This is a genomic window from Pseudogemmobacter bohemicus, assembly GCF_003290025.1.
Classification (GTDB): Bacteria; Pseudomonadota; Alphaproteobacteria; order Rhodobacterales; family Rhodobacteraceae; genus Pseudogemmobacter; species Pseudogemmobacter bohemicus.
Genome location: NZ_QNHG01000002.1, coordinates 673,384 through 693,667, shown reverse-complemented (window position 1 = coordinate 693,667; position 20,284 = coordinate 673,384). Strand labels below are relative to the sequence as shown.

The 20,284-nt window shown below is 64.6% G+C and carries 16 protein-coding genes; 10 read left to right on the top strand and 6 right to left on the bottom strand.

The annotated features are described in order from the left end of the window. Together DRF71_RS11340 and DRF71_RS11335 are read right to left on the bottom strand one after the other, a co-directional pair. Positions 1–1,020, bottom strand: a complete 1,020-nt coding sequence (locus DRF71_RS11340) for an SDR family NAD(P)-dependent oxidoreductase (protein WP_112311278.1) — start codon at positions 1,018–1,020, stop codon at positions 1–3. A gap of 12 nt (positions 1,021–1,032) precedes the next feature. Continuing rightward, positions 1,033–2,412 (bottom strand): phosphohexomutase domain-containing protein, encoded by a 1,380-nt coding sequence (locus DRF71_RS11335; protein WP_112310639.1) that lies wholly within the window; start codon positions 2,410–2,412, stop codon positions 1,033–1,035. Positions 2,413–2,708: 296 nt separating this feature from the next. Between DRF71_RS11335 and DRF71_RS11330 the strand changes: the two genes are divergently transcribed. From DRF71_RS11330 to DRF71_RS11305, 6 genes are all read left to right on the top strand, one after another. Further along, positions 2,709–3,890 carry an AI-2E family transporter gene (locus tag DRF71_RS11330; RefSeq protein WP_112311277.1) on the top strand — a complete coding sequence of 394 codons (1,182 nt, stop codon included), beginning with the start codon at positions 2,709–2,711 and terminating at the stop codon, positions 3,888–3,890. Between the two features lie 161 nt (positions 3,891–4,051). Further along, positions 4,052–7,372, top strand: coding sequence for a transglutaminase family protein (locus DRF71_RS11325; RefSeq protein WP_112310638.1), 3,321 nt, complete (start codon positions 4,052–4,054; stop codon positions 7,370–7,372). An 86-nt stretch (positions 7,373–7,458) separates the two neighbouring features. Continuing rightward, complete coding sequence (locus DRF71_RS11320) at positions 7,459–9,816, top strand: circularly permuted type 2 ATP-grasp protein (RefSeq protein WP_408634539.1); 2,358 nt, start codon at positions 7,459–7,461, stop codon at positions 9,814–9,816. Further along, positions 9,813–10,700 (top strand): transglutaminase family protein, encoded by an 888-nt coding sequence (locus tag DRF71_RS11315; RefSeq protein ID WP_112310636.1) that lies wholly within the window; start codon positions 9,813–9,815, stop codon positions 10,698–10,700. Before DRF71_RS11320 ends, DRF71_RS11315 begins: the two co-directional genes overlap by 4 nt. 1 nt (position 10,701) lies before the next feature. Then, the gene (locus tag DRF71_RS11310; RefSeq protein WP_112310635.1) at positions 10,702–11,460 is read left to right on the top strand and encodes an SDR family oxidoreductase; all 759 of its coding nucleotides are present in this window, start codon (positions 10,702–10,704) and stop codon (positions 11,458–11,460) included. Between the two features lie 99 nt (positions 11,461–11,559). Continuing rightward, entirely contained in the window at positions 11,560–12,111 is a 552-nt protein-coding gene (locus tag DRF71_RS11305) for an NADPH-dependent FMN reductase (protein WP_112310634.1), read from the top strand. Positions 12,112–12,207: 96 nt separating this feature from the next. Here DRF71_RS11305 and DRF71_RS11300 read toward each other — a convergent pair whose 3' ends face one another. The 3 genes from DRF71_RS11300 to DRF71_RS11290 form a co-directional block, all read right to left on the bottom strand. Next, a complete protein-coding gene (locus DRF71_RS11300) occupies positions 12,208–13,326 on the bottom strand; it encodes a site-specific DNA-methyltransferase (RefSeq protein WP_112310633.1) in 1,119 nt (372 codons plus the stop codon). Positions 13,327–13,414: 88 nt separating this feature from the next. After that, the gene (locus tag DRF71_RS11295) at positions 13,415–14,047 is read right to left on the bottom strand and encodes a ribonuclease HII (RefSeq protein WP_112311276.1); all 633 of its coding nucleotides are present in this window, start codon (positions 14,045–14,047) and stop codon (positions 13,415–13,417) included. Positions 14,048–14,130: 83 nt separating this feature from the next. After that, complete coding sequence (locus tag DRF71_RS11290; RefSeq protein WP_112310632.1) at positions 14,131–14,979, bottom strand: SDR family oxidoreductase; 849 nt, start codon at positions 14,977–14,979, stop codon at positions 14,131–14,133. 161 nt (positions 14,980–15,140) lie between these two features. Between DRF71_RS11290 and DRF71_RS11285 the strand changes: the two genes are divergently transcribed. The 4 genes from DRF71_RS11285 to DRF71_RS11270 all read left to right on the top strand — a co-directional run bounded on the left by DRF71_RS11285 (position 15,141) and on the right by DRF71_RS11270 (position 19,442). Further along, a complete protein-coding gene (locus tag DRF71_RS11285) occupies positions 15,141–16,607 on the top strand; it encodes an AMP nucleosidase (protein WP_112310631.1) in 1,467 nt (488 codons plus the stop codon). A gap of 173 nt (positions 16,608–16,780) precedes the next feature. Then, a complete protein-coding gene (locus DRF71_RS11280) occupies positions 16,781–17,068 on the top strand; it encodes an HU family DNA-binding protein (protein WP_112310630.1) in 288 nt (95 codons plus the stop codon). Positions 17,069–17,185: 117 nt separating this feature from the next. Further along, positions 17,186–17,866 carry a DNA oxidative demethylase AlkB gene (gene alkB, locus DRF71_RS11275; RefSeq protein WP_112311275.1) on the top strand — a complete coding sequence of 227 codons (681 nt, stop codon included), beginning with the start codon at positions 17,186–17,188 and terminating at the stop codon, positions 17,864–17,866. A gap of 256 nt (positions 17,867–18,122) precedes the next feature. Further along, complete coding sequence (locus DRF71_RS11270) at positions 18,123–19,442, top strand: calcium-binding protein (protein ID WP_198672162.1); 1,320 nt, start codon at positions 18,123–18,125, stop codon at positions 19,440–19,442. Here DRF71_RS11270 and DRF71_RS11265 read toward each other — a convergent pair whose 3' ends face one another. Beyond that, on the bottom strand, positions 19,443–20,273 hold the full coding sequence (locus DRF71_RS11265) for an alpha/beta fold hydrolase (RefSeq protein WP_112310628.1): 831 nt from the start codon (positions 20,271–20,273) through the stop codon (positions 19,443–19,445). It abuts the gene before it with no gap. Positions 20,274–20,284: the final 11 nt, after the last annotated feature.

Genomic DNA, 20,284 nt, shown 5'->3' with positions numbered 1-20,284 from the left:
TCAGACATTGTAATAGTCCCGATACCAGGCGACGAAAGCCGCCACGCCTTCGGGCACCCGGGTTTTAGGCTGATAGCCGGTCAGGCTTTTCAACAGGCTCGCATCGGCCCAGGTCGCGGGCACATCGCCGGCCTGCATCGGCATCAGATTGCGGATCGCCTCGCGGCCCGTGGCGGCCTCGATGGCGGCGATGAAATCGGTCAGCTGCACCGCATCGGAATTGCCGATATTCACCACCCGCCAGGGCGCGACCGGCGAGAGGCTGTCGCCCTCGGGCACGATACCATCCGCCGGGCGAACGGGCACGGCGTCGATCAGCAGGCGGATCCCTTCGACCAGATCGTCGATATAGGTGAAATCGCGCTTCATATCGCCGTGGTTATAGACGTCAATCGCCTCGCCTTTGAGGATGCTCTTCGTGAATTTGAACAGCGCCATATCGGGGCGGCCCCAGGGGCCGTAGACGGTGAAAAAGCGGAACATCGTCACCGGCAGGCCGAAGAGATGCGCATAGCTGTGTGCCATTCCCTCGGTCGCCTTTTTAGTGGCGGCGTAAAAGGACATCTGGTGATCAGCGCGGTCGGTTTCCGCATAGGGCATCCTGGTGTTGGCCCCGAAGGCCGAAGAGGTCGAGGCCAGCAGCATATGCGCGGGCGGGAAGGCGCGCGCAGCCTCAAGGATCTCGAAAGTGCCGGTGATGTTGCTTTCAAGATAGGCGCGCGGATTGTCGATGGAGTAGCGCACCCCGGCCTGGGCTGCGAGGTGGATCACCACATCGGGGCGATGCGCCTCGAAAAGGCCCATCATCAGACCGGGCGTTTCCACCTGGTCATTGACGACCTGAAACCCCGGATCCTGGCTCAGCATCGCCTGGCGGCGCTGTTTCAGGGCCACCTCATAGTAATCCGACATATTGTCGAGCCCGATCACCTGGAACCCGTCTGCCAGCAGGCGCCGACACAGATGATAGCCGATAAATCCCGATGATCCGGTCACCAGCGCCTTGCGAGTCTCTGCCATCTCTTTCATCCTTCAAGCGGTCAGCGCCTGGCGCACTGCACTCAGGCCCCTGTCCATCAGATCGCGCGCGGCGGCGGCATCTTCCGCCTCGGTGTAAAGCCTGAATTCCGGCGCATTGCCAGAGGGGCGCAGATGCAGGATCGCCCCTGTGACAAGGGTGATCCGCAAACCGTCGGTCAGATCGGTCGCCGCCTCGCGCTGGCCAAGGCCCGCCAGAAACGCCACCCGCGCCGCCGGATCCCGGATCAGCCGCGCAAGGAAGGGGCCGGAGCGTTCCGGCGCGATCTCTTGCAGCCGGTCAGAGAGCGTCACCACCGGCGGCTCCCGCCCAACGAGGTCCGAGACCGAACCACCCTTTGCCGCCGTCAGCACCATCAAAAGCGGCAGCAGGAAATCGCGGGTCGGAAGCCGGGTGATCACGCCGCCGGGCGTTGCGGCGTCAAACCCCAGCAGGAAACCGCCATTGGCCTCATAACCGACCACACGGCCCCCCGCCTCTTCCATCGCGGCGATCACGAAAGGGGAGCCGATCCTCGTGCGGAGCACCGACGCGAACCCCTTCCGCATCACGCCGGAATTCGAGGAAACCGGCGTCACCACCACCTCCGCCCCCAATGCCTGCGCCGCGATCTGGCCGAGGATATCGCCGGGCACGATCCGCCCGGTCTCATCCGCCAGCAGCGGCCGGTCGGAATCGCCATCGGTCGAGATCAGCGCATCAAGCTTTTCGCCCTGCACCCAGACGGCGATCTGGCGCGCGACGTCAGGATCCACCGCTTCGGTATCGACCGGGATGAAGGTGTCGGAATGGCCAAACTCCACCACTTCGGCACCAAGCCCGCGCAGGGTCGCCAGCATCACCCCGCGCCCCACCGCCGAATGGCTGTAGACGCCGATCCGCCTGCCCTGCAGCGCCCCGGACCCAAAGACCGAAACATAGCGATGGGTGAAGGCGGCATTGCCATTGGTCTCAGACAACAAACGGCCCGGGGGTGCGAAATTTCCGGGCCGGCGGCCAAGCGCTGTCAGAATGGCCGCCTCATCGGCTTTGGTGATCTCACCCAGAGGCGTATAGAATTTCAGCCCGTTGCGATCAGCGGGGATATGGCTGCCGGTCACCATCACCGCCGCCGCAGCCGCCCCCCGCGCGAGATAAGCCAGCGCAGGCGTCGGCAGTGCGCCGCAGGCGGTGACATCAACCCCTTCATTGAGCGCGGTTTCGATCACCGTCCGGGCAATCCGGCCGGTCGAGGGCCTGAGATCGCCCCCGACAAACAGCCCGCGACCCGGGGGGCAGGCGGCAAGAAAGGCGCGGATATAATCCGCCACCAGGTCTTCGGTCAGCTCAGACACAAGACCACGCAACCCGCTGGTGCCAAATTTCGGAGCCATATGCCCGCCTCCTCTCCGCCCGGGCCAGCTTTACCCTGGGCCATAATCTGCAAACAGCCCCTTAACGGGAGGCCGGGCGTTTTCCGCGCCCCCTCCCGGGTAACAGGCAGGGGTTGCGTGCGCGCCAGGGCCTCCCCATCTGGGGCGGGTGGCTTTGTCGACAGAATCGTGCGAAATCACCGTCGCAAATGAAAGAATTTCATCGGGATGTATCACGGATCGGCGATTTCTGAACCAGCATCTCGACTTAGGCGCCCCGGGGCGCGACTATGCCGGAAAATGGAAAAGAACGGAACATGGCCGCAACGACGCCCCAGCCCCCTTCCCGCTATGAATCACCCTTTGCCGGGGAGACGCGGCATGGCTTTCGTCGCCCGCTGATCACCGATATCTCTGCGGCACGCTGGCTTTTGCTCGCGATCCTCGCGGCTTCGGTCTATTTCTTCCACGGCTTTATAGTGCCGGTGCTGGCCGCCACCGTGATCGCCGTCGCCAGCTGGCCCCTGCGAGAGCGATCGCTGCCGAAAATGGGGCGGACGCTGACCGCCACGGCGCTTGTCCTGGTGCTGATCTGCTTTCTGGTGCTGCCGATCCTTGCGGCGCTGTTCTACGCCTTCCATGAATTGCGCGACTGGATCTCCTGGGGGTTCCGGATCAACAATACCGGCACGCCGCCGCCGCTCTGGCTGATCGAACTGCCGCAGATCGGCCCCTGGATCAACGAGAAATGGCTGGCGACCATCGGTCATCCCGGCGGTGTGGGAGAGCTGGTCCAGCTGATCTCGGGCGAGAATATCGGGTCGATCTATCGCGGCGTGCTCAGCGCCGGATCGACCGCCTTCCACCTGTTCCTGAACCTTGTTTTCATGCTGATCGCGCTGTTCGTCTTCTACCGTGACGGTGACCGGGTGGTGGAACAGATCGACCGCGTCGGCCAGCGCATCCTGCCCGAGCGCTGGAACCGCCTGTCGCGCATTGCACCTGCGACCATCTCGGCCACGGTGACCGGCATGACGCTGATCGCGATCGGCGAAGGCGTGGTGCTGGGCATTGCCTATTACTTTGCCGGCCTGCCCTCGCCGGTCACTTTCGCGGTGATCACCGGCGTGATGGCGCTGATCCCGGGGGGCGCGCCTTTGTCCTTCACGCTGGCCTCTTTGTATCTCGTGGCCTCCGGCTCGCCCTGGGCGGGGTTAGCGCTTTTCACCTGGGGCTCGGTCGAGCTGTTCATCGTCGACAAGACCATCCGCCCGATGCTGGTGGGCGGCCCGGTGCGGCTGCCGTTCCTGCCCACCTTCTTCGGGCTGATCGGCGGCGTGAAGACAATGGGGATTGTCGGCCTCTTTGTCGGGCCGGTGCTGATGGCGCTGCTGATGTCGATCTGGCGCGAATGGCAGCGCGAGATCAAAGAGGATGAGGCGCGCAAGCACCCGCAGACCGCCACGCTGCCACCCGTGGTTTCAACCGCCGACGGGTAAAGCCTGGCGCCGACTGCCCGATTGATGGGCATGAACTGCCCGAATTCGCGCCATTTGCGCGAAGCGATTGCAAAAACCCCTTGTCCGACCCCGATTTGCCCGAAACTCTGGGGCTCCGGGCCGGAGGGGATGCGCTTTCTGGTCGCCAACAGGAACAACCGATGTCGATCAAGGCCGCAATCCACCATCTGACCCATTACATCTATGATCAGCCGGTCATGCTTGGCCCTCAGGTGATCCGGCTGCGGCCGGCGCCGCATAGCCGCACGCGGGTGATCAGCCATACCCTGAAGGTCAGCCCCGGCGGCCATTTCGTGAACCATCAGCAGGACCCTTACGGCAACTGGCTGGCGCGTTTCGTCTTTCCCGAGCCGGTGCGCGAGCTGAAGATCGAGGTCGATCTGGTCGCGGATATGACCGTTTATAACCCCTTCGATTTCTTCGTCGAGGAAAGCGCCGAGACCTTCCCCTTCACCTATCCCGACGATCTGATCCAGGATCTCTCGATCTATCGTCAGGTGGAACCGCAAGGCACCGAATTCGCCGCGCTCCTCGCCTCGATCAGCCGCGAGCCCATGCGCACCGTCGATTTCATCGTCGGGCTGAATGCGCGCCTCTCATCAGAGGTGAATTACCTGATCCGGATGGAGCCTGGCGTCCAGACCCCACAGCAGACACTGCAACTGGCCTCGGGATCCTGCCGCGATTCGTCCTGGCTGCTGGTCAATCTGCTGCGGCATCTGGGTTTTGCCGCACGGTTTGTCTCGGGCTATCTGATCCAGCTGAAACCCGATCTGAAAGCGCTGGATGGCCCTTCGGGGACCGAGGTGGATTTCACCGATCTCCACGCCTGGGCCGAGGTCTATCTGCCCGGCGCCGGCTGGATCGGGCTTGACCCGACCTCGGGTCTTTTGACGGGCGAGAGCCATATCCCGCTTTCCGCCACACCGCATTACAGGAACGCCGCGCCGATCACCGGCGGCTTTACCGGCCAGGCCCGTGTCGGTTTCGATTTCGACATGCGCGTGACCCGGATCGCCGAGCATCCGCGCATCACCAAACCCTTTTCCGATGCGGCCTGGGAAGAACTGAACGCGCTTGGCGCCCGCGTCGACCAGGCGCTGACCGCGGGCGATGTGCGCCTCACCATGGGCGGCGAGCCGACCTTTGTTTCCATCGACGATTTCGAGAGCCCGGAATGGAACTCCGACGCCGTCGGCCCGCAAAAACGCGCCCTCGCCGATCAGATGGTGCGCCGCCTGCGCGACCGTTTCGCGCCGGGCGGGTTCCTGCATTACGGCCAGGGCAAATGGTATCCGGGCGAGACGCTGCCGCGCTGGACCTTCTCGCTTTACTGGCGGCGCGACGGCTATCCGGTCTGGCGCGATGCCAGCCTGATCGCCCCCGAAGGCGAGGATCAGGGTGCTACGGCGGAACAGGCGGCGGCGCTGCTCTCAGAGATCGCACAACAGCTGGACCTGCCGAAAGACTTCATCCTGCCCGCCTATGAGGACCCCGCCGAATGGCTGGTCAGGGAATCGAACCTGCCGGAAAACGTCACGCCCGAGAACCCAAAACTGAAAGACCCCGAAGAGCGGCACCGCATCTCACAGGTCTTCTCGCGCGGGCTGACCGAGCCGGTGGGCTATGTGCTGCCGGTACAGCCCTGGCAGGGCCGCGAAAGCGCGCGGAAATGGGTGTCGGAGCTGTGGACCTCGCGGCGCGGCAGGGTCTTCCTTGTGCCGGGCGACAGCCCCGTGGGCTACCGCCTGCCACTTGGCAGCCTGCCGCATCTCTCGGCGGCTGAGTATCCCTATCTGAACCCCGCCGACCCGACAGAGCCACGCCCCGACCTGCCGGTGCCCGAAGAACACCCCGCTCCCGAACAGGCCCGGGCCGCTTTCACCGCCGCAACCGGGGGCCAGCAGATCGTCGAACAGATCGCAGGTTCCGAGCTCGGCGGCGCGGTGCGCACCGCGCTTTCGGTCGAGCCGCGTCAGGGACGGCTTTCGGTCTTTATGCCCCCCGTGGTGCGGCTGGAGGACTATCTCGACCTGCTCGCAGCCACCGAGGCGGCGGCGGCAAAACTGGGCCTGAAAGTTCATATCGAGGGCTATCAGCCCCCCCATGATCCAAGGATGAACGTGATCCGTGTCGCCCCCGATCCCGGCGTGATCGAGGTGAATATCCACCCGGCGACCTCATGGGAGGACTGCGTCGCGATCACCAATGGCGTGTATGAGGATGCGCGCCAAAGCCGCCTTTGCGCCGAGAAATTTATGATCGACGGCAAGCACACCGGCACCGGCGGCGGCAATCATGTCGTGGTCGGCGGCGCCACCACGCTGGACAGCCCCTTCCTGCGCCGGCCTGACCTCTTGCGCTCGCTGATCCTGCACTGGAACCGGCATCCCTCGCTCTCCTACCTGTTCTCGGGGCTGTTCATCGGCCCGACCAGCCAGGCGCCCCGCATCGACGAGGCCCGCCATGATGCGCTTTACGAGATGGAAATCGCGCTGTCGCAGATCTCCGCGCCATCCGAGGGCGAGCCCCCCCTGCCCTGGCTGACCGACCGCTTGCTCAGGAATATGCTGACCGATGTGACCGGCAACACCCACCGGGCCGAGATCTGCATCGACAAGCTCTATTCCCCCGATGGGCCGACCGGCCGTCTGGGTCTGGTCGAGTTCCGCGGTTTCGAGATGCCACCGGATGCGCGGATGAGCCTCGCGCAGCAACTGCTGATCCGCGCCCTGATCGCGCGGTTCTGGGCCGCGCCCGCTTCCGGCCCGCTGACCCGCTGGGGCACCAGCCTGCATGACCGCTTCATGCTGCCGCATTTCGTCTGGCAGGATTTCCGCGATGTGCTGGCCGATCTGCGCACGCATGGGTTCGATCTGAAAGAGGAATGGTTCAAGGCGCAAGGAGAGTTCCGCTTCCCCTTCTGCGGCGAGGCCGAATATGAGGGCAACCACCTCGAAATCCGTCAGGCACTGGAGCCCTGGCATGTGCTGGGCGAGACCGGCGCCATCGGCGGCACCGCGCGCTATACCGACAGCTCAACCGAGCGGCTGCAGGTGAAACTGACCACCGCCGACCCGTCGCGCTATGCGGTCACCTGCAACGGGCGGGAACTGCCGCTGACCGCGATCGGTGGTGGCGCGGCGGTGGCGGGTGTCCGGTTCAAGGCATGGGAGCCTGCGCTGGCGATCCATCCCCGCCTCCGCGCCCAGGCGCCATTGAATTTCGACCTGTATGACCGCTGGTCGGGCCGTTCGCTTGGCGGCTGCACCTATCACGTCGCCCATCCCGGCGGGCGGAATTACGACACTTTCCCGGTCAACGGAAACGAGGCCGAGGCGCGGCGTCTGGCGCGGTTCCAGCCCTTTGGCGGCACCGGCAGCCTCTGGCGCCCGGAGGCCGAGGCGCGGCACCCGGAATTCCCGCTGACCCTTGACCTGAGGCGCCCCATCGGCATCTAGTCCTGGACATGACTGGTGAGTTGCCTTCCCCTTCCGCTCCGGCCAGCGTTCCGCCCCCCGGAGCGGAACCGCGTCACGATTTCGGCCTGGCAGAGTATCGCCCCCTGCCCGGCGTTCCCGATGAGCTGATCGGACCGGACGGGCAGATGCGCCCGCTATGGCAGCCTTTGCTGAACCATCTGGCAAAGCTGTCAGACACCGATCTGACCCGCGCCATCGAGCGCGCCGATCTTTATTTGCGCGATTCCGGGGTGATCTACCGGCAATATGACACCACCGCCGGCACCGCTTCGGTCGAACGGCCCTGGCCGTTAAGCCATCTGCCGGTGCTGATCGACGAGGCAGACTGGACCCGGCTTTCCGCCGCGCTGATCCAGCGCGCGGATCTGCTGGAATTGTTGATGGCCGATATTTACGGGCCGAACCAGATGGTGGCCGACGGGCATCTGCCGGCGGATCTGCTGGCGGGCAACCCGGCCTGGGCGCGGCCGATGGTGGGGATCCGGCCCCGCGCGGGCCATTACCTGCATTTCGTCGCTTTCGAGATCGGGCGCGGCCCCGACGGGCAATGGTGGGTGCTGGCCGACCGCACCGAGGCGCCTTCGGGCGCCGGCTATGCGCTGGAAACCCGGGTGGCGACCACCCGCGCTTTTGGCCCGCAGCTTTTCGGCCAGCAGCTGCACCGTCTGGCCGGGTTCTTCCGCGACTTCCGCGACCACCTTCTGTCGATGCGGGCCGATCCGGCGGCACGGGTGGCGATCCTCACCCCCGGCCCCTGGAACGAGACCTGGTATGAACAGGCCTGGCTCGCGCGATATCTGGGGATCAGTCTTGTCCAGGGCGAGGATCTGACAGTCGAAGATGGCCGGCTGATGCTGCGCACGGTCTCGGGTCTCAAACCGCTCGATGTGCTCTGGCGCCGGCTGGATGGCTCTTTCGCCGATCCGCTGGAACTCGACCCGGCCTCGCGGCTGGGGACGCCGGGGCTTGTATCCGCGCTGCGCCAAAGCGGGTTGGCCATGGTCAATCCACCGGGCTCGGGCGTGCTTGAGACGCGGGCGATGATGGCCTTTCTGCCCCGCCTCGCGCCGGTCCTGACCGGCTCGGCCCTGATGCTGCCGAATATCGCGACCTGGTGGTGCGGCGATGCCTCTGCCCGCGCGGCGGTGATCGAAGCAGCGGATCGCATGATCCTTTCGCCCGCGCTGGGCACCGGGCTGCCCTATGACCGGATGGATGACCCGTTTGCCGCAGCCAGCCTGCCCCCCGATGCGCTGGGCGAAAGGCTGGAGCGCGAAAGCGGCAGCCTCGTCGCGCAAGAGGCGGTGACGCTTTCGACCACCCCGGCGCTGGTCGATGGCAGGATCACGCCGCGCCCGATGTCGCTGCGTGTCTATCTTGCCCGCACCGCCTCGGGGTGGCGGGTGATGCAGGGCGGGTTCGCCCGGATCGGCGCCACCACCGACCCAGGCGCGCTGGCGATGCAAAGGGGCGGCGGCGCGGCAGATGTCTGGATCATATCGCCCGACCATGTCGGGGGCGATACGCTGATGAACCGCCCGGCGGGGCAAAGCGGCACGCCCGAGCCCGATGAGCTGCCCGCCCGCGCCGCCGACAACCTGTTCTGGCTGGGCCGCTATGTCGAACGCACCGAGGGCATGGTGCGGCTCTTGCGCGCCCGCCATGGCCGCATCGCCGAAAGCGGCACCGGCACACTCCCATTGCTGGCCGAGGCCGATGCACTGCTGGAGGCCGCCGGTCTCGATCCTTCCGAGCCGATCCCCGAGGGGCTTTTGGCCACGATCGGGCGTGCGGTCTCCTCGGCGGCGCAGCTCAGGGACCGGTTTTCGACCGATGGCTGGGCGGCGCTGAAGGATCTCGACAAATCGGCGCGGCGCCTGGCCTTGCAGGTCAGCCCGGGTGATGACGCAGCCCAGGCGCTTTCGGCGCTTTTGCGCAAGCTGGCCGGGTTTTCGGGGCTGGTGCATGAGAATATGTACAGGCTGATGGGCTGGCGCTTTCTGACTTTGGGGCGGATGCAGGAACGCGCCCGCAATATGGCGGGCTGGCTGGCGGCGCTGACCGATCCCGGGTCCGATCCGGGCGGCATCGACCTTTGCATCGAGCTGGGCGATTCCGTGATGACCCATCGCCGCCGCTATTCGATGGTCTCGGGGCGCGGGCCGGTGATCGGCCTCCTGGCGCTGGACCCGCTGAACCCGCGCGCAATCCGCAATCAGGTCGATGGCATGATGGATCTGGTGCGGATGCTGCCCGAGGCCCTGGTGGAAAACCGGCTGAGTGCGCCCGCCCGGGCGCTGCTGCGGCTGCAAACCGACCTTGCCACCGCCACGCCGGAAACGCTGGGCAGCGAGGCGCTTTACGCCCTTCAGGCGCGGCTGGGCGAAGTGTCTGACCTGATCTCGGAGCGCTATTTCCGATGAGCATTTACGACCTGCGCCTGCAGATCAGCTATGAATTCGACCGGCCCAGCGGCGCGGGGCGTCAGCATTTCCGCATCCTGCCGGCCAGCCTGCCGGGGCGCCAGCGGGTGCTCGGCTCGCTGGTCACGCTGGAGCCGGAACCGGGCGAGCTGGGCTTTTTCACCGATTTTTTCGGGACGAGCGTGGTCGAGGCCGCGATCCCTGCCGGGCTGACCCGGCTGGATCTGAGCCTTGAGGCCCAGGTAGAGCGGCTGGCGCAGCCCGAGGGGCTGGACCTCTCGGTCCCGGTCGCGGCGCTTGGGCCGGAACTCGCGCAAATCCGCAGCCTCGGGCCGGATTCGCCCTTGCATTTCTGCCTGCCCTCGCGCCGGATCCCCCAGGTCGACGCGATCAGCGGCTTCGCGGCAAAGGCGCAAGGGCAGGATGACAGCGTCGCTATGGTGACCGAGCGGCTGGGCCTGATGCTGCATGGCCATATGACATTCGAGGCCGGCGCCACCGATGTCGACACCTCCCCCGCCGAGGCTTTCGCAGCCCGCCATGGCGTCTGCCAGGATTTCGCGCAGATCATGGTCGGGGGGCTGCGCAGTCTGGGGATCCCCGCCGCCTATGTGGCGGGCTATCTGCGCACCCTGCCGCCGCCGGGACAAAAGCGGTTGGTCGGCGCCGATGCGATGCATGCCTGGGTCAGGGCCTGGGGCGGCCCTCAGCGCGGCTGGATTGATTATGACCCGACCAATGCCTGTTTCACCGGAGCCGACCATATTGATGTCGGCATGGGCCGCGATTACGCCGATGTGGCACCGGTGACGGGGATGCTGCGGCTAGACGGGCAGCAAGAGGGCCGCCATTCGGTTGATATCACCGAGGCCGGGGAGGGTTGAGATGAGTGCAAAAGAAACGCCTGTCGCCGTGATCACCGGCGCCGGATCGGGGATCGGGCGCGCGGTGGCCATCGCGCTGAATCGCGCCGGCTGGCGCTGTGCGCTTTTGGGCCGGCGTGAGGCCCCGCTGGCGGAGACCGCGGCCCAAAGCCCCCATCGCGACCGCATGCTGACCGTCACCGCCGATCTGAGCCAGTCGGGTCAGGTGCGCGACGCCTTCGCACAGATCGTGGCACAGTTCGGCCGGATCGACTTTCTCTTCAACAATGCCGGCGCCTTTGGTGGCCAGGCACGGGTCGAAAACACCACGCCCGACGCCTGGGATGCGGTGATCGCGATCAACCTGAACGGCGCCTTCTACTGCGCGCGTGAGGCCTGGCGGCAGATGCTGGTGCAGGAGCCCAAAGGCGGGCGCATCCTCAACAACGGCTCGATCTCGGCCCATGTGCCGCGCCCGCAGACGATTTCCTACGCGGTATCCAAACATGCCGTGACCGGCCTGACAAAGGCGCTGGCGCTGGAGGGGCGCGAGCATGGCATCGCCGTCGGCCAGATAGATATCGGCAATGCCGCGACCGAAATGACCGCCGATATGTCGAAAGGGATGTTGCAGGCCGATGGCTCGATCCGGCCCGAGCCGGTGATGGATGTGTCCCATGTCGCGGATATGGTTCTGATGATCGCGCAGCAGCCGCTGGCGGTGAACACGCTTTTCACCACGATCATGGCCACCGCGATGCCCTATGTGGGGCGCGGCTGATCCTTGCCGATCTGCACATTGCCTGTGCCGCACAAGCCTTTCCGCCAAGGCCCGCTTGCGCAACACTGACCGCCTGGATCAACAGAAGGAAGCCTTCAAATGTCCAAGCTGGACGTCGCCATCCTCGTCGGAAGCCTGCGCGCCGGGTCTTACAACCTCTCGGTCGCCAAAGGGCTGCAAGCCATCGCGCCCGAGGGCATGGCGCTGGAAATCATCCTGATCGCCGGGCTGCCGCTTTACAACCCCGATCTTGACGAGGGCACCCCGCCCGCCGCCTGGACCGCCTTCCGCAAGGCGATTGCCGCGAAACAGGCGGTGATTTTCGTCACGCCGGAATATAACCGCTCGCTGCCCGCCGCGCTGAAGAACGCGCTCGATGTCGGCTCGCGCCCCTATGGGCACAGCGTCTGGGGTGGCAAACCGGCGGCGGTGATCTCGGGCTCGATGGGGAATATCGCGGGCTTCGGCGCCAATCACCATCTGCGCCAGTCGCTCGTCTTCCTCGATATGCCGACGCTGCAACAGCCCGAGGCCTATCTGGCCCAGGTGCAGAATATGCTCGACGACCAGGGCGGGCTGAAGCCCGATACCGCGAAATTCCTTGGCTCTGTGCTGCAGAAATTCGCAGCCTTCGCCGCGAAGACTATCTGAACGGGTGCGAAAAAACCCCGCCATGAGATCATGGCGGGGCAGTGGCGCCCCAGGCGGACCAGGGCGCAGGCGTTCATGTAACCTGTTGAAATTCGGTCAGTTCGGACGCGACCCCACACCCATCTCATCGCGGATCTGCTGGCGCAACGCGTCGATCGGGATCATTTTCCCGTCGCGTTTGAAATGCCAGTAAGTCCAGCCATTGCAAGACGGCGCCCGTTCATAAGCCGCCCCCACCTGATGGATCGAGCCTTTGACATCGTCGCCGATCAGCGTGCCATCAGCGCGCACCTTGGCCTTGAAGCGACTACCGATGGAATAAAGCTCCTCACCCGGGCGCAGCATGCCGCGCTCGACCACCTGGCCAAAGGGCACACGCGGCTCGGCCCGTTTCGAGCCGGTAACCTCCAGCGCCGAGGCATCGAATTTGCGCACCCGGGCCAGCCGTTCGGTCGCAGCCTTGCGATAGGCCTCCTCGCGCTCGATCCCGATGAAATCGCGGCCCAGCATCCTGGCCACTGCACCAGTGGTGCCGGTGCCGAAGAACGGGTCCAGCACCACATCCCCGGGATTGGTCGTGGCCAGCAGCACGCGATGCAGCAGCGATTCGGGCTTTTGCGTCGGATGCGCCTTGTCGCCATGCTCATCCTTCAGCCGCTCATGGCCGGTGCAGATCGGCAGCACCCAGTCAGAGCGCATCTGCACACCCTCATTCAGCGCCTTCAGTGCCTCGTAATTGAAGGTGTATTTCGCTTTCTCGTCCCTTGAGGCCCAGATCAGCGTCTCATGCGCATTGGTCAGCCGCTTGCCCTTGAAATTCGGCATCGGGTTCGATTTGCGCCAGACCACATCATTCAGGATCCAGTAGCCCTGGTTCTGCAGCTCGGCCCCCAGACGGAAGACGTTGTGATACGACCCGATCACCCAGATCGCGCCATTCGGTTTCAGCAGACGCTTTGCGGCGGCCAGCCAGCGGCGGGTGAATTCGTCATAAGAGGCAAAAGAGGCGAACTGATCCCAGTGATCATCCACCGCATCGACCTTTGAATTATCCGGCCGGTGCAGATCGCCTTTCAGCTGAAGGTTGTAAGGAGGGTCTGCGAAAATCAGATCAACCGAGCCCGCCGGCAGGCTCTCCATGATCTCGATACAGTCGCCCGCAAGGATCTCGTTCAGCGGAAGCGCATGTTCCGCCGGTGCTTTTTTCGTCGCCATATTCTGCCTCTGTCAGCGGCAATTCTTGTGTGCCGTCTTGTGGATAAGAATGGGACAGAGGCGATTCGCCGTCAAATTGTTTATTGAATCAAGGGGTTACAGAAAGATCTTGATACAAGATATTGTGGACAGGTTTGAAAGACCGTCTATGCACAGGGGTCACGCCAAAATCCAGGAGCGCGCTGAGATGCGCCTTTGTCGGATAGCCGGCATTTCGCTCCCAGCCGTAACCGGGAAACTGTTGCGCCAGATCCACCATGATCCGGTCACGCGCAACCTTGGCGACAATCGAGGCCGCGGCAATCGACTGGCAGCGGGCATCTCCCTTGACCAGCGCCCGCGCCGGGCAGGTCAGCCCGCGCGGCAGAAGATTGCCATCGATCAGCGCGAAATCGACGACGCCCAGCCCCGCCACCGCCCGCTCCATCGCCAGATGACTGGCGCGCAGGATGTTGATCTCGTCGATCTCCTCGACGCTGGCATGGGCAACCGACACCGCAGCATGGGCCAGCAGCCAGTCTGACAGCCGCTCGCGCGCGGCCAGACTCATCACCTTGCTGTCCCTCAGCCCGTCCGGAATATTCGCCGGATCCAGCCGCACCGCCGCCGCCGTCACCGGCCCGGCAATCGGCCCGCGCCCGACCTCATCGACCCCAGCAACAAAGGCAGCGCCACCCGCAAGCAGCTCCGCCTCGGAACTGAAATCCGGAATACTCACCATCGCCGCCTCTTCCCGCTTCTGGAAAGCGGCTTTCATCTGTCCATAAATATCCCCGCCGGAGGCATCCGCAGCCGGCCAGATGCTCAGCCCTCAGCCGCAAGGATCCCCCGCAAGCCAGAGCGGTAATCCGGATAGATCAGACGCACCCCCAGCTCCCCCGTGATCCGCCCGTTCCTGACCCGCCGGCATTCCTCATAGAAACTGCGCGCCAGCGGCCCCATCTTCGCCTCTTCAAACAGAACCGCCGGCGGCTCGGCCACGCCCAGCAGGCCCGCGGCATAGCTCAGCACCTCGGCCGCCGAAGAGGGCAGGTCATCGCAGACATTGTAGATCCGACCCGGATCGGGCCGCGCCATCGAGGCACGGAGCACCTGCACGATGTCATCGACATGGATGCGCGAGAACACCTGGCCCTCTTTCAGGATCCGCCGCGCCGAGCCATTGCGGATCTTCTCGAATGGCCCCCGCCCCGGGCCGTAAATCCCGGCCAGGCGGAACACATGCACCGGCAGCCCGCTCTCCAGCCAGTCGCGCTCGGCCCGGACCCGCTCGCCCGAGCGGGCGCGGGCCGGCAGCACCGGCGATGTCTCATCGACCCAGGCGCCTTTGGTATCGCCATAAACTCCGGTGGTCGAAAGATACCCCATCCACGCCACCCGCGCCTCGCGAATCTCTGGCCAGGCGTTCAGGAACGGGTCGCCCGACTCATCGGGGCTGGCGGAATGCAGGATATGCGTGGCCCTCGCCAGCGCCGGAGCCAGATCGGCCCCGCGCGCCGGATCCCAGATCAGCGGCTCGATACCCAGTTCCGCCAGTGCCGGCGCCTTTGCCACATCGCGGGTGGTGCCGATCACGCTCCAGCCATCGGCCAACAGGCCCCGCGCCAGCGCGGCGGCGCAATATCCATGTCCAAGGGAAAGCAGTGTTTTCATGCACCGGACTATCTCTCTCAGCGCCCGAAGCTGCAAGCACCACCGCGCCCCACTCCCCGCCGTTACCTGGAGTTCACTTGCCTGCACGCCCCGCTTTGCGCTTAACTCGGCCAAATGGCCCGCCGGATTTCCCGCCAGGCCGCAGCGATCCAAAGGACAACGTGTCGATCCTTCTTTTGCCCGACCCCACCGAGGCCCAGAGCTTCACCGATGCCACCGAAGCCGTCGACCGGCTGCATGCGCTTTATGATGAGGCCACCGCCCATCTGATCAGCCAGTTCCGAGAGGCTTTGATCCATGGCCGGCCCGCCCACCGGGTGCGCGCCTGGTATCCCGAGATCCGGCTGGTGGTTGACAGTTTCTCGAATGTCGACAGCCGCCTGTCTTTTGGCCATGTGGCGCGGCCAGGCACCTATTCCACCACGGTGACCCGCCCGGATCTGTTCCGCAATTACCTGATCCAGCAGATCAGCCTGTTGATCCGCAATCACGGGGTATCGGTCACCATCGGCCCATCCACCACGCCGATCCCGCTCCATTTCGCCGTTGCCGGCCAGCCCGACCTGATCATCCCCCAGGCCGGAGAACTCGACTTTCCGCTGCGTGATGTCTTCGACGTGCCCGATCTTGCCACCACCAATGACGACATCGTCAACGGCACGCTGGAGCATTTCGCCGATGGCTCGATGCCGCTGGCGCCCTTTACCGCGCAACGGGTCGATTACAGCCTGGCGCGGCTGGCCCATTACACCGCCACCAGCCCGGTGCATTTCCAGAACCATGTGCTCTTCACCAATTACCAGTTCTATGTCGATGAGTTCGAGGCCTTTGCCCGCGCCGCTCTGGATGACCCGAATTCGGGCTACAGCGCCTTTGTGGCAACCGGCGATCAGGAGATCACCTCCGGCTCGGGCCGCATCACGGCACCCGGCAAGATGCCGCAAATGCCAACCTATCATCTGAAACGCCCCGATGGCGACGGCATCACCCTGGTGAATATCGGCGTCGGCCCGTCAAATGCGAAAACCGCCACTGACCATATCGCGGTTTTGCGCCCCCATGCCTGGCTGATGGTCGGCCATTGCGCGGGGCTGCGAAACACCCAGGCGCTTGGTGACTATGTCCTCGCCCATGCTTATCTGCGCGAGGATCACGTTCTCGACGACGATCTGCCGGTCTGGGTGCCGATCCCGGCTCTGGCCGAGATCCAGATCGCGCTGGAAGATGCGGTGGAAGAGGTCACCCAGCTGGAAGGCTATGAGCTGAAGCGCATCATGCGGACCGGCACCGTTGCCACCATCGACAACAGAAACTGGGAGCTGCGCGATCAAAGCGGCCCTGTGCGGCGGCTGTCGCAGTCTCGCGCGGTGGGGCTGGATATGGAATCCGCCACCATCGCAGCCAACGGATTCCGCTTCCGCGTGCCCTACGGGACGCTCCTTTGCGTCTCGGACAAGCCGCTGCATGGCGAGCTGAAACTTCCCGGCATGGCGACCGAATTCTACCGCGCCCAGGTCGGGCGCCATCTGCAGATCGGCATCCGCGCCATGGAACTGTTGCGGGAAACGCCGCTGGAACGCATCCATTCGCGCAAATTGCGCAGCTTCGAGGAAACCGCCTTCCTCTGAGCCATGGCAATTTCCGGTGAAAACCGCCTAATTCCGGCGGGAAATGCGTTCTGGGGCTTGATTTCATCCCGCTTTCCAGGTGACTGAGCGGCAGCCCTGAAGAAGGGGGTTCCACAGCCGCTCTGCGCGCCATGGGATCAAAAGGACAAGCCGAACGAGAACAGGAGACAACAATGTCCAAGCCGATGACCAAGACCCAGCTTGTGGCCGCCGTTGCTGAAGCAATGGGCGCCGACAAGAAAACCGCCTCGGCCGCGCTGGATGCGATTGCTGACGTGGTTGCGAAAGAAGTCACTTCCGGCGGCGCCATCACCCTGCCGGGCCTCGGCAAAGTTGCCTGCAAAGAGCGCCCCGAGCGTCAGGTCCGCAACCCGGCCACCGGTGAGACCATGACCAAACCCGCCGACAAGCAGGTGAAGTTCACCATCGCCAAGGCGCTGAAGGATCTGGTCAACGGCTGATCGCCGCACCGGATTTACGACGGATGGGGTCGCCCGGGATCAGCCCGGGACGGCCCTTTTCTTTTGCGCTCGTCCGGCCCTGCCGCGATAATGGCCCAGGATCGGGCGGAGGCGGCAATGACAGATCTTTTCGGCGCAGCAGAGCCCGCTCAGCAGGGCCGCGAGGATCTGGCCCCGGGCGCTGTGTTGCTGCGCAGCCGGGCGCTGGCCGTGGCCGGCGCAATCGCCGAAGGTATCGCAGCCATCGCCGCAGTGTCTCCCTTTCGTCATATGGTCACACGGGGCGGATTTGCGATGTCGGTCGCGATGACCAATTGCGGCCGCGCCGGCTGGGTCAGTGACCGGCGGGGTTATCGCTACCAGGCGACCGACCCCGAGACCGGCAGGCCCTGGCCAGCGATGCCCGCCCTGTTCCGCACCCTCGCCCGGGACGCTGCGGCCGAGGCCGGCTTTCCAGGCTTCGACGCCGATGTCTGCCTGATCAACCGCTACCAGCCGGGTGCGAAAATGGCGCTGCATCAGGATCGGGACGAGGCGGATTTCTCCCACCCCATCGTCTCGGTCTCGCTTGGCCTGGCAGCGATCTTCCGTTTCGGCGGGCCGAGCCGCAGTGACCCGGCGCGAAAGATTCCGCTGCTGCATGGCGATATGGTGGTCTGGGGTGGGCCTTCGCGGCTGAATTTCCACGGCATCAACGCGCTGAAACCCGGCGAGCACCCGCTTTGCGGCACGGCCCGCCTGAACCTGACCTTCCGCACTGCAACCCAGGGTCGGGAATTGCCCGCCCCGCAGGCCTGAATCGACCTGGCGCAAAAATCCCGCTTGCGAAATGGCGAAATGAGGCGGCTAGATTTGCGCATGGTCACCTTCGCCTGCGCCGGACGGATACGGGCCTGCCGAAGCCATGACAATGACTGATACTGACTGCCAGGCCATAGCTGAACGCAGATGAAGCCAGCGGACCAGGCCATCTGCGAACGAGCAAACGACGACGTGCAGGCGACGCAACCGGACCCCGGTTTTCATTCCTCATCTTATGCAGGAGACCCGCAAAATGCCCCTCCAATACGCACTCACCAACAGTTCCGGTGCCGGGATCCGCTTTGATCTCAGCACAACGGACAGTCTTTTCGTCGGCGAGAACGCCACTGTCCTGAGTTCCGACAACAACGCGATCGAAGGCACCGGCAGCTATCAGTCGGTGACCGTTGCCGGGCATGTTTTTGCCTATGGCCTCGGTATAAGATGGTCCACGGGCAGTAACCTGAACATCACGATCTATGCCGGAGCGTCGGTCGGCTCCGCCTATTCCAGCGCGATCAGTATCTCCGACTCGTCCAACACACGTGTCACCAACCATGGAACAATTTCCGGCGGCACCACGAATAATGGTGTGGTGATGTCGGGCAATAATGTCGTTCTGATGAATACCGGTATGATCTCCGGCTACTACGGTGTGCAGATGTTCTCGATCTCGGACGACGCGGGATCCGCCTCCATCTTCTATAATTATGGCACCGTGTCGGGCGCCTCCAGATCCTATTATGGCGATGCCAGCTTCGAGGACCGCCTCGTCAATTACGGCACCATGAATGGCCTTGTGGACCAGTCCGGCGGCAATGACTATTTCCTCAATCGCGGCCGGGTCAACGGTGATATCAGTCTGGGATCGGGCAATGACGTTCTCGACACCAGGGCCGGTCAGGTCCAGGGCACCATTTTCGGTGGCGACGGCAATGATGTCATCATCCTGAACCCGACAGAGACGGAAATCGTCAATGGCGATACCGGGGTGGATACGCTGGACTTCCGCAATGGCGGGGGCGTGATCGTGGCGCTTGATTACACGCGAACCAACTCTGGCCAGTCTCTGGGCGATCAATATTACAATATGGAAAACGTTTTCGGCTCGCAGGCCGCAGACATCATCACCGGCAATGCCGCAAGCAATGTGCTGACCGGCGAAGACGGCAATGACTGGCTGCATGGTCGCGACGGGAACGACATCCTGCGCGGCGGCGCGGGCGCGGATACGCTGGCGGGCGGCCAGGGCAATGACATTTTCCAGTATCTCAGCGTCAATGATGGCGGTGACCGGATCATGGATTTCGGCAATGCCGCCGGAAACAACGATACCTTCCAGATCAGTGCCGCAGGGTTCGGCGGCGGCCTGACGGCGGGGGCACTGGCGGCAGCAGCCTTCCAGTCGGGCCTGTCCAATGTGGCGGCCAATGCGACAGTGCGCTTTATGTACCGCACCTCCGATGCAACCGTCTGGTACGACGCCGATGGCAACGGCGCCGGGGCTGCGGTGCTGGTCGCAACGCTGCAGGCCGGGGCGGTGATCACAGCGGCCGATTTCCTGATCTTCTGATCAGCCGGTCTCGCAAAGCGCCAGCCAGGCGGTGATCGCGGCCAGCGCCTCCGGCTCGTCGAGAAAGGGGATATGGCCGCGATCCGGGATTTCCGCCCGGATCAGATCGGGGCGGCGGATCTGCATCTGATCCGCCGTTTCCCGCGTCAGCACATCGGAATTCGCGGCGCGGGTCAACGCCAGCGGGATCCCTTCGCACAGATCGAACAGCGCCCAGGCATCCGGCAGCGGCGCGGCCATCGCACGGTCAAAACCTATGCGCAGCGCCGGGTCATAGGTCAGGCCCAGCCCGTCCGCCTCCTGCAAATAATGGCGGATGGTCTCTTCCTCCCACCGCAGCTGAGGCACACCGACAAAGCCGGGATTGGCGACCGGAATGCGGTCGGCGGCCTCTTCCAGCGTCGTCACATCGGGCTTCACCCCCATATAGGTGCCGATCCGCCTCAGCCCGTCCTGCTGCAAAACCGGCCCGACATCGTTGAAACAGATCCCCGCCACGCGCGGCTTTGCCATCGCCACCATCGCCATCGCCAGAAGCCCACCGCGAGAAGAGCCGATCACCGCCGCGCGCGGAATGGTCAGGTGATCCATCAGCGCCAGCGCGTCTGCCGCCTCCTGCGCGACGGTATAGGTCTCGGGGTCGGCCCGGCCCGAGGCGCCACGTCCCCGGCTGTCGAGCCTGATCAGCCGCACCCCCGTCAGATGCCGCGCCATATAGTCGAAGTCGCGACCGTCCCGCGTCAGCCCGGCCAGCGCCAGCAAGACCTTGCCCTCGCCCTCGTCGCGGAAGGCAAGGCTCGTGCCGTCTTTCGCGGTGAAACTGCCCCGCATATCCCCCCTTC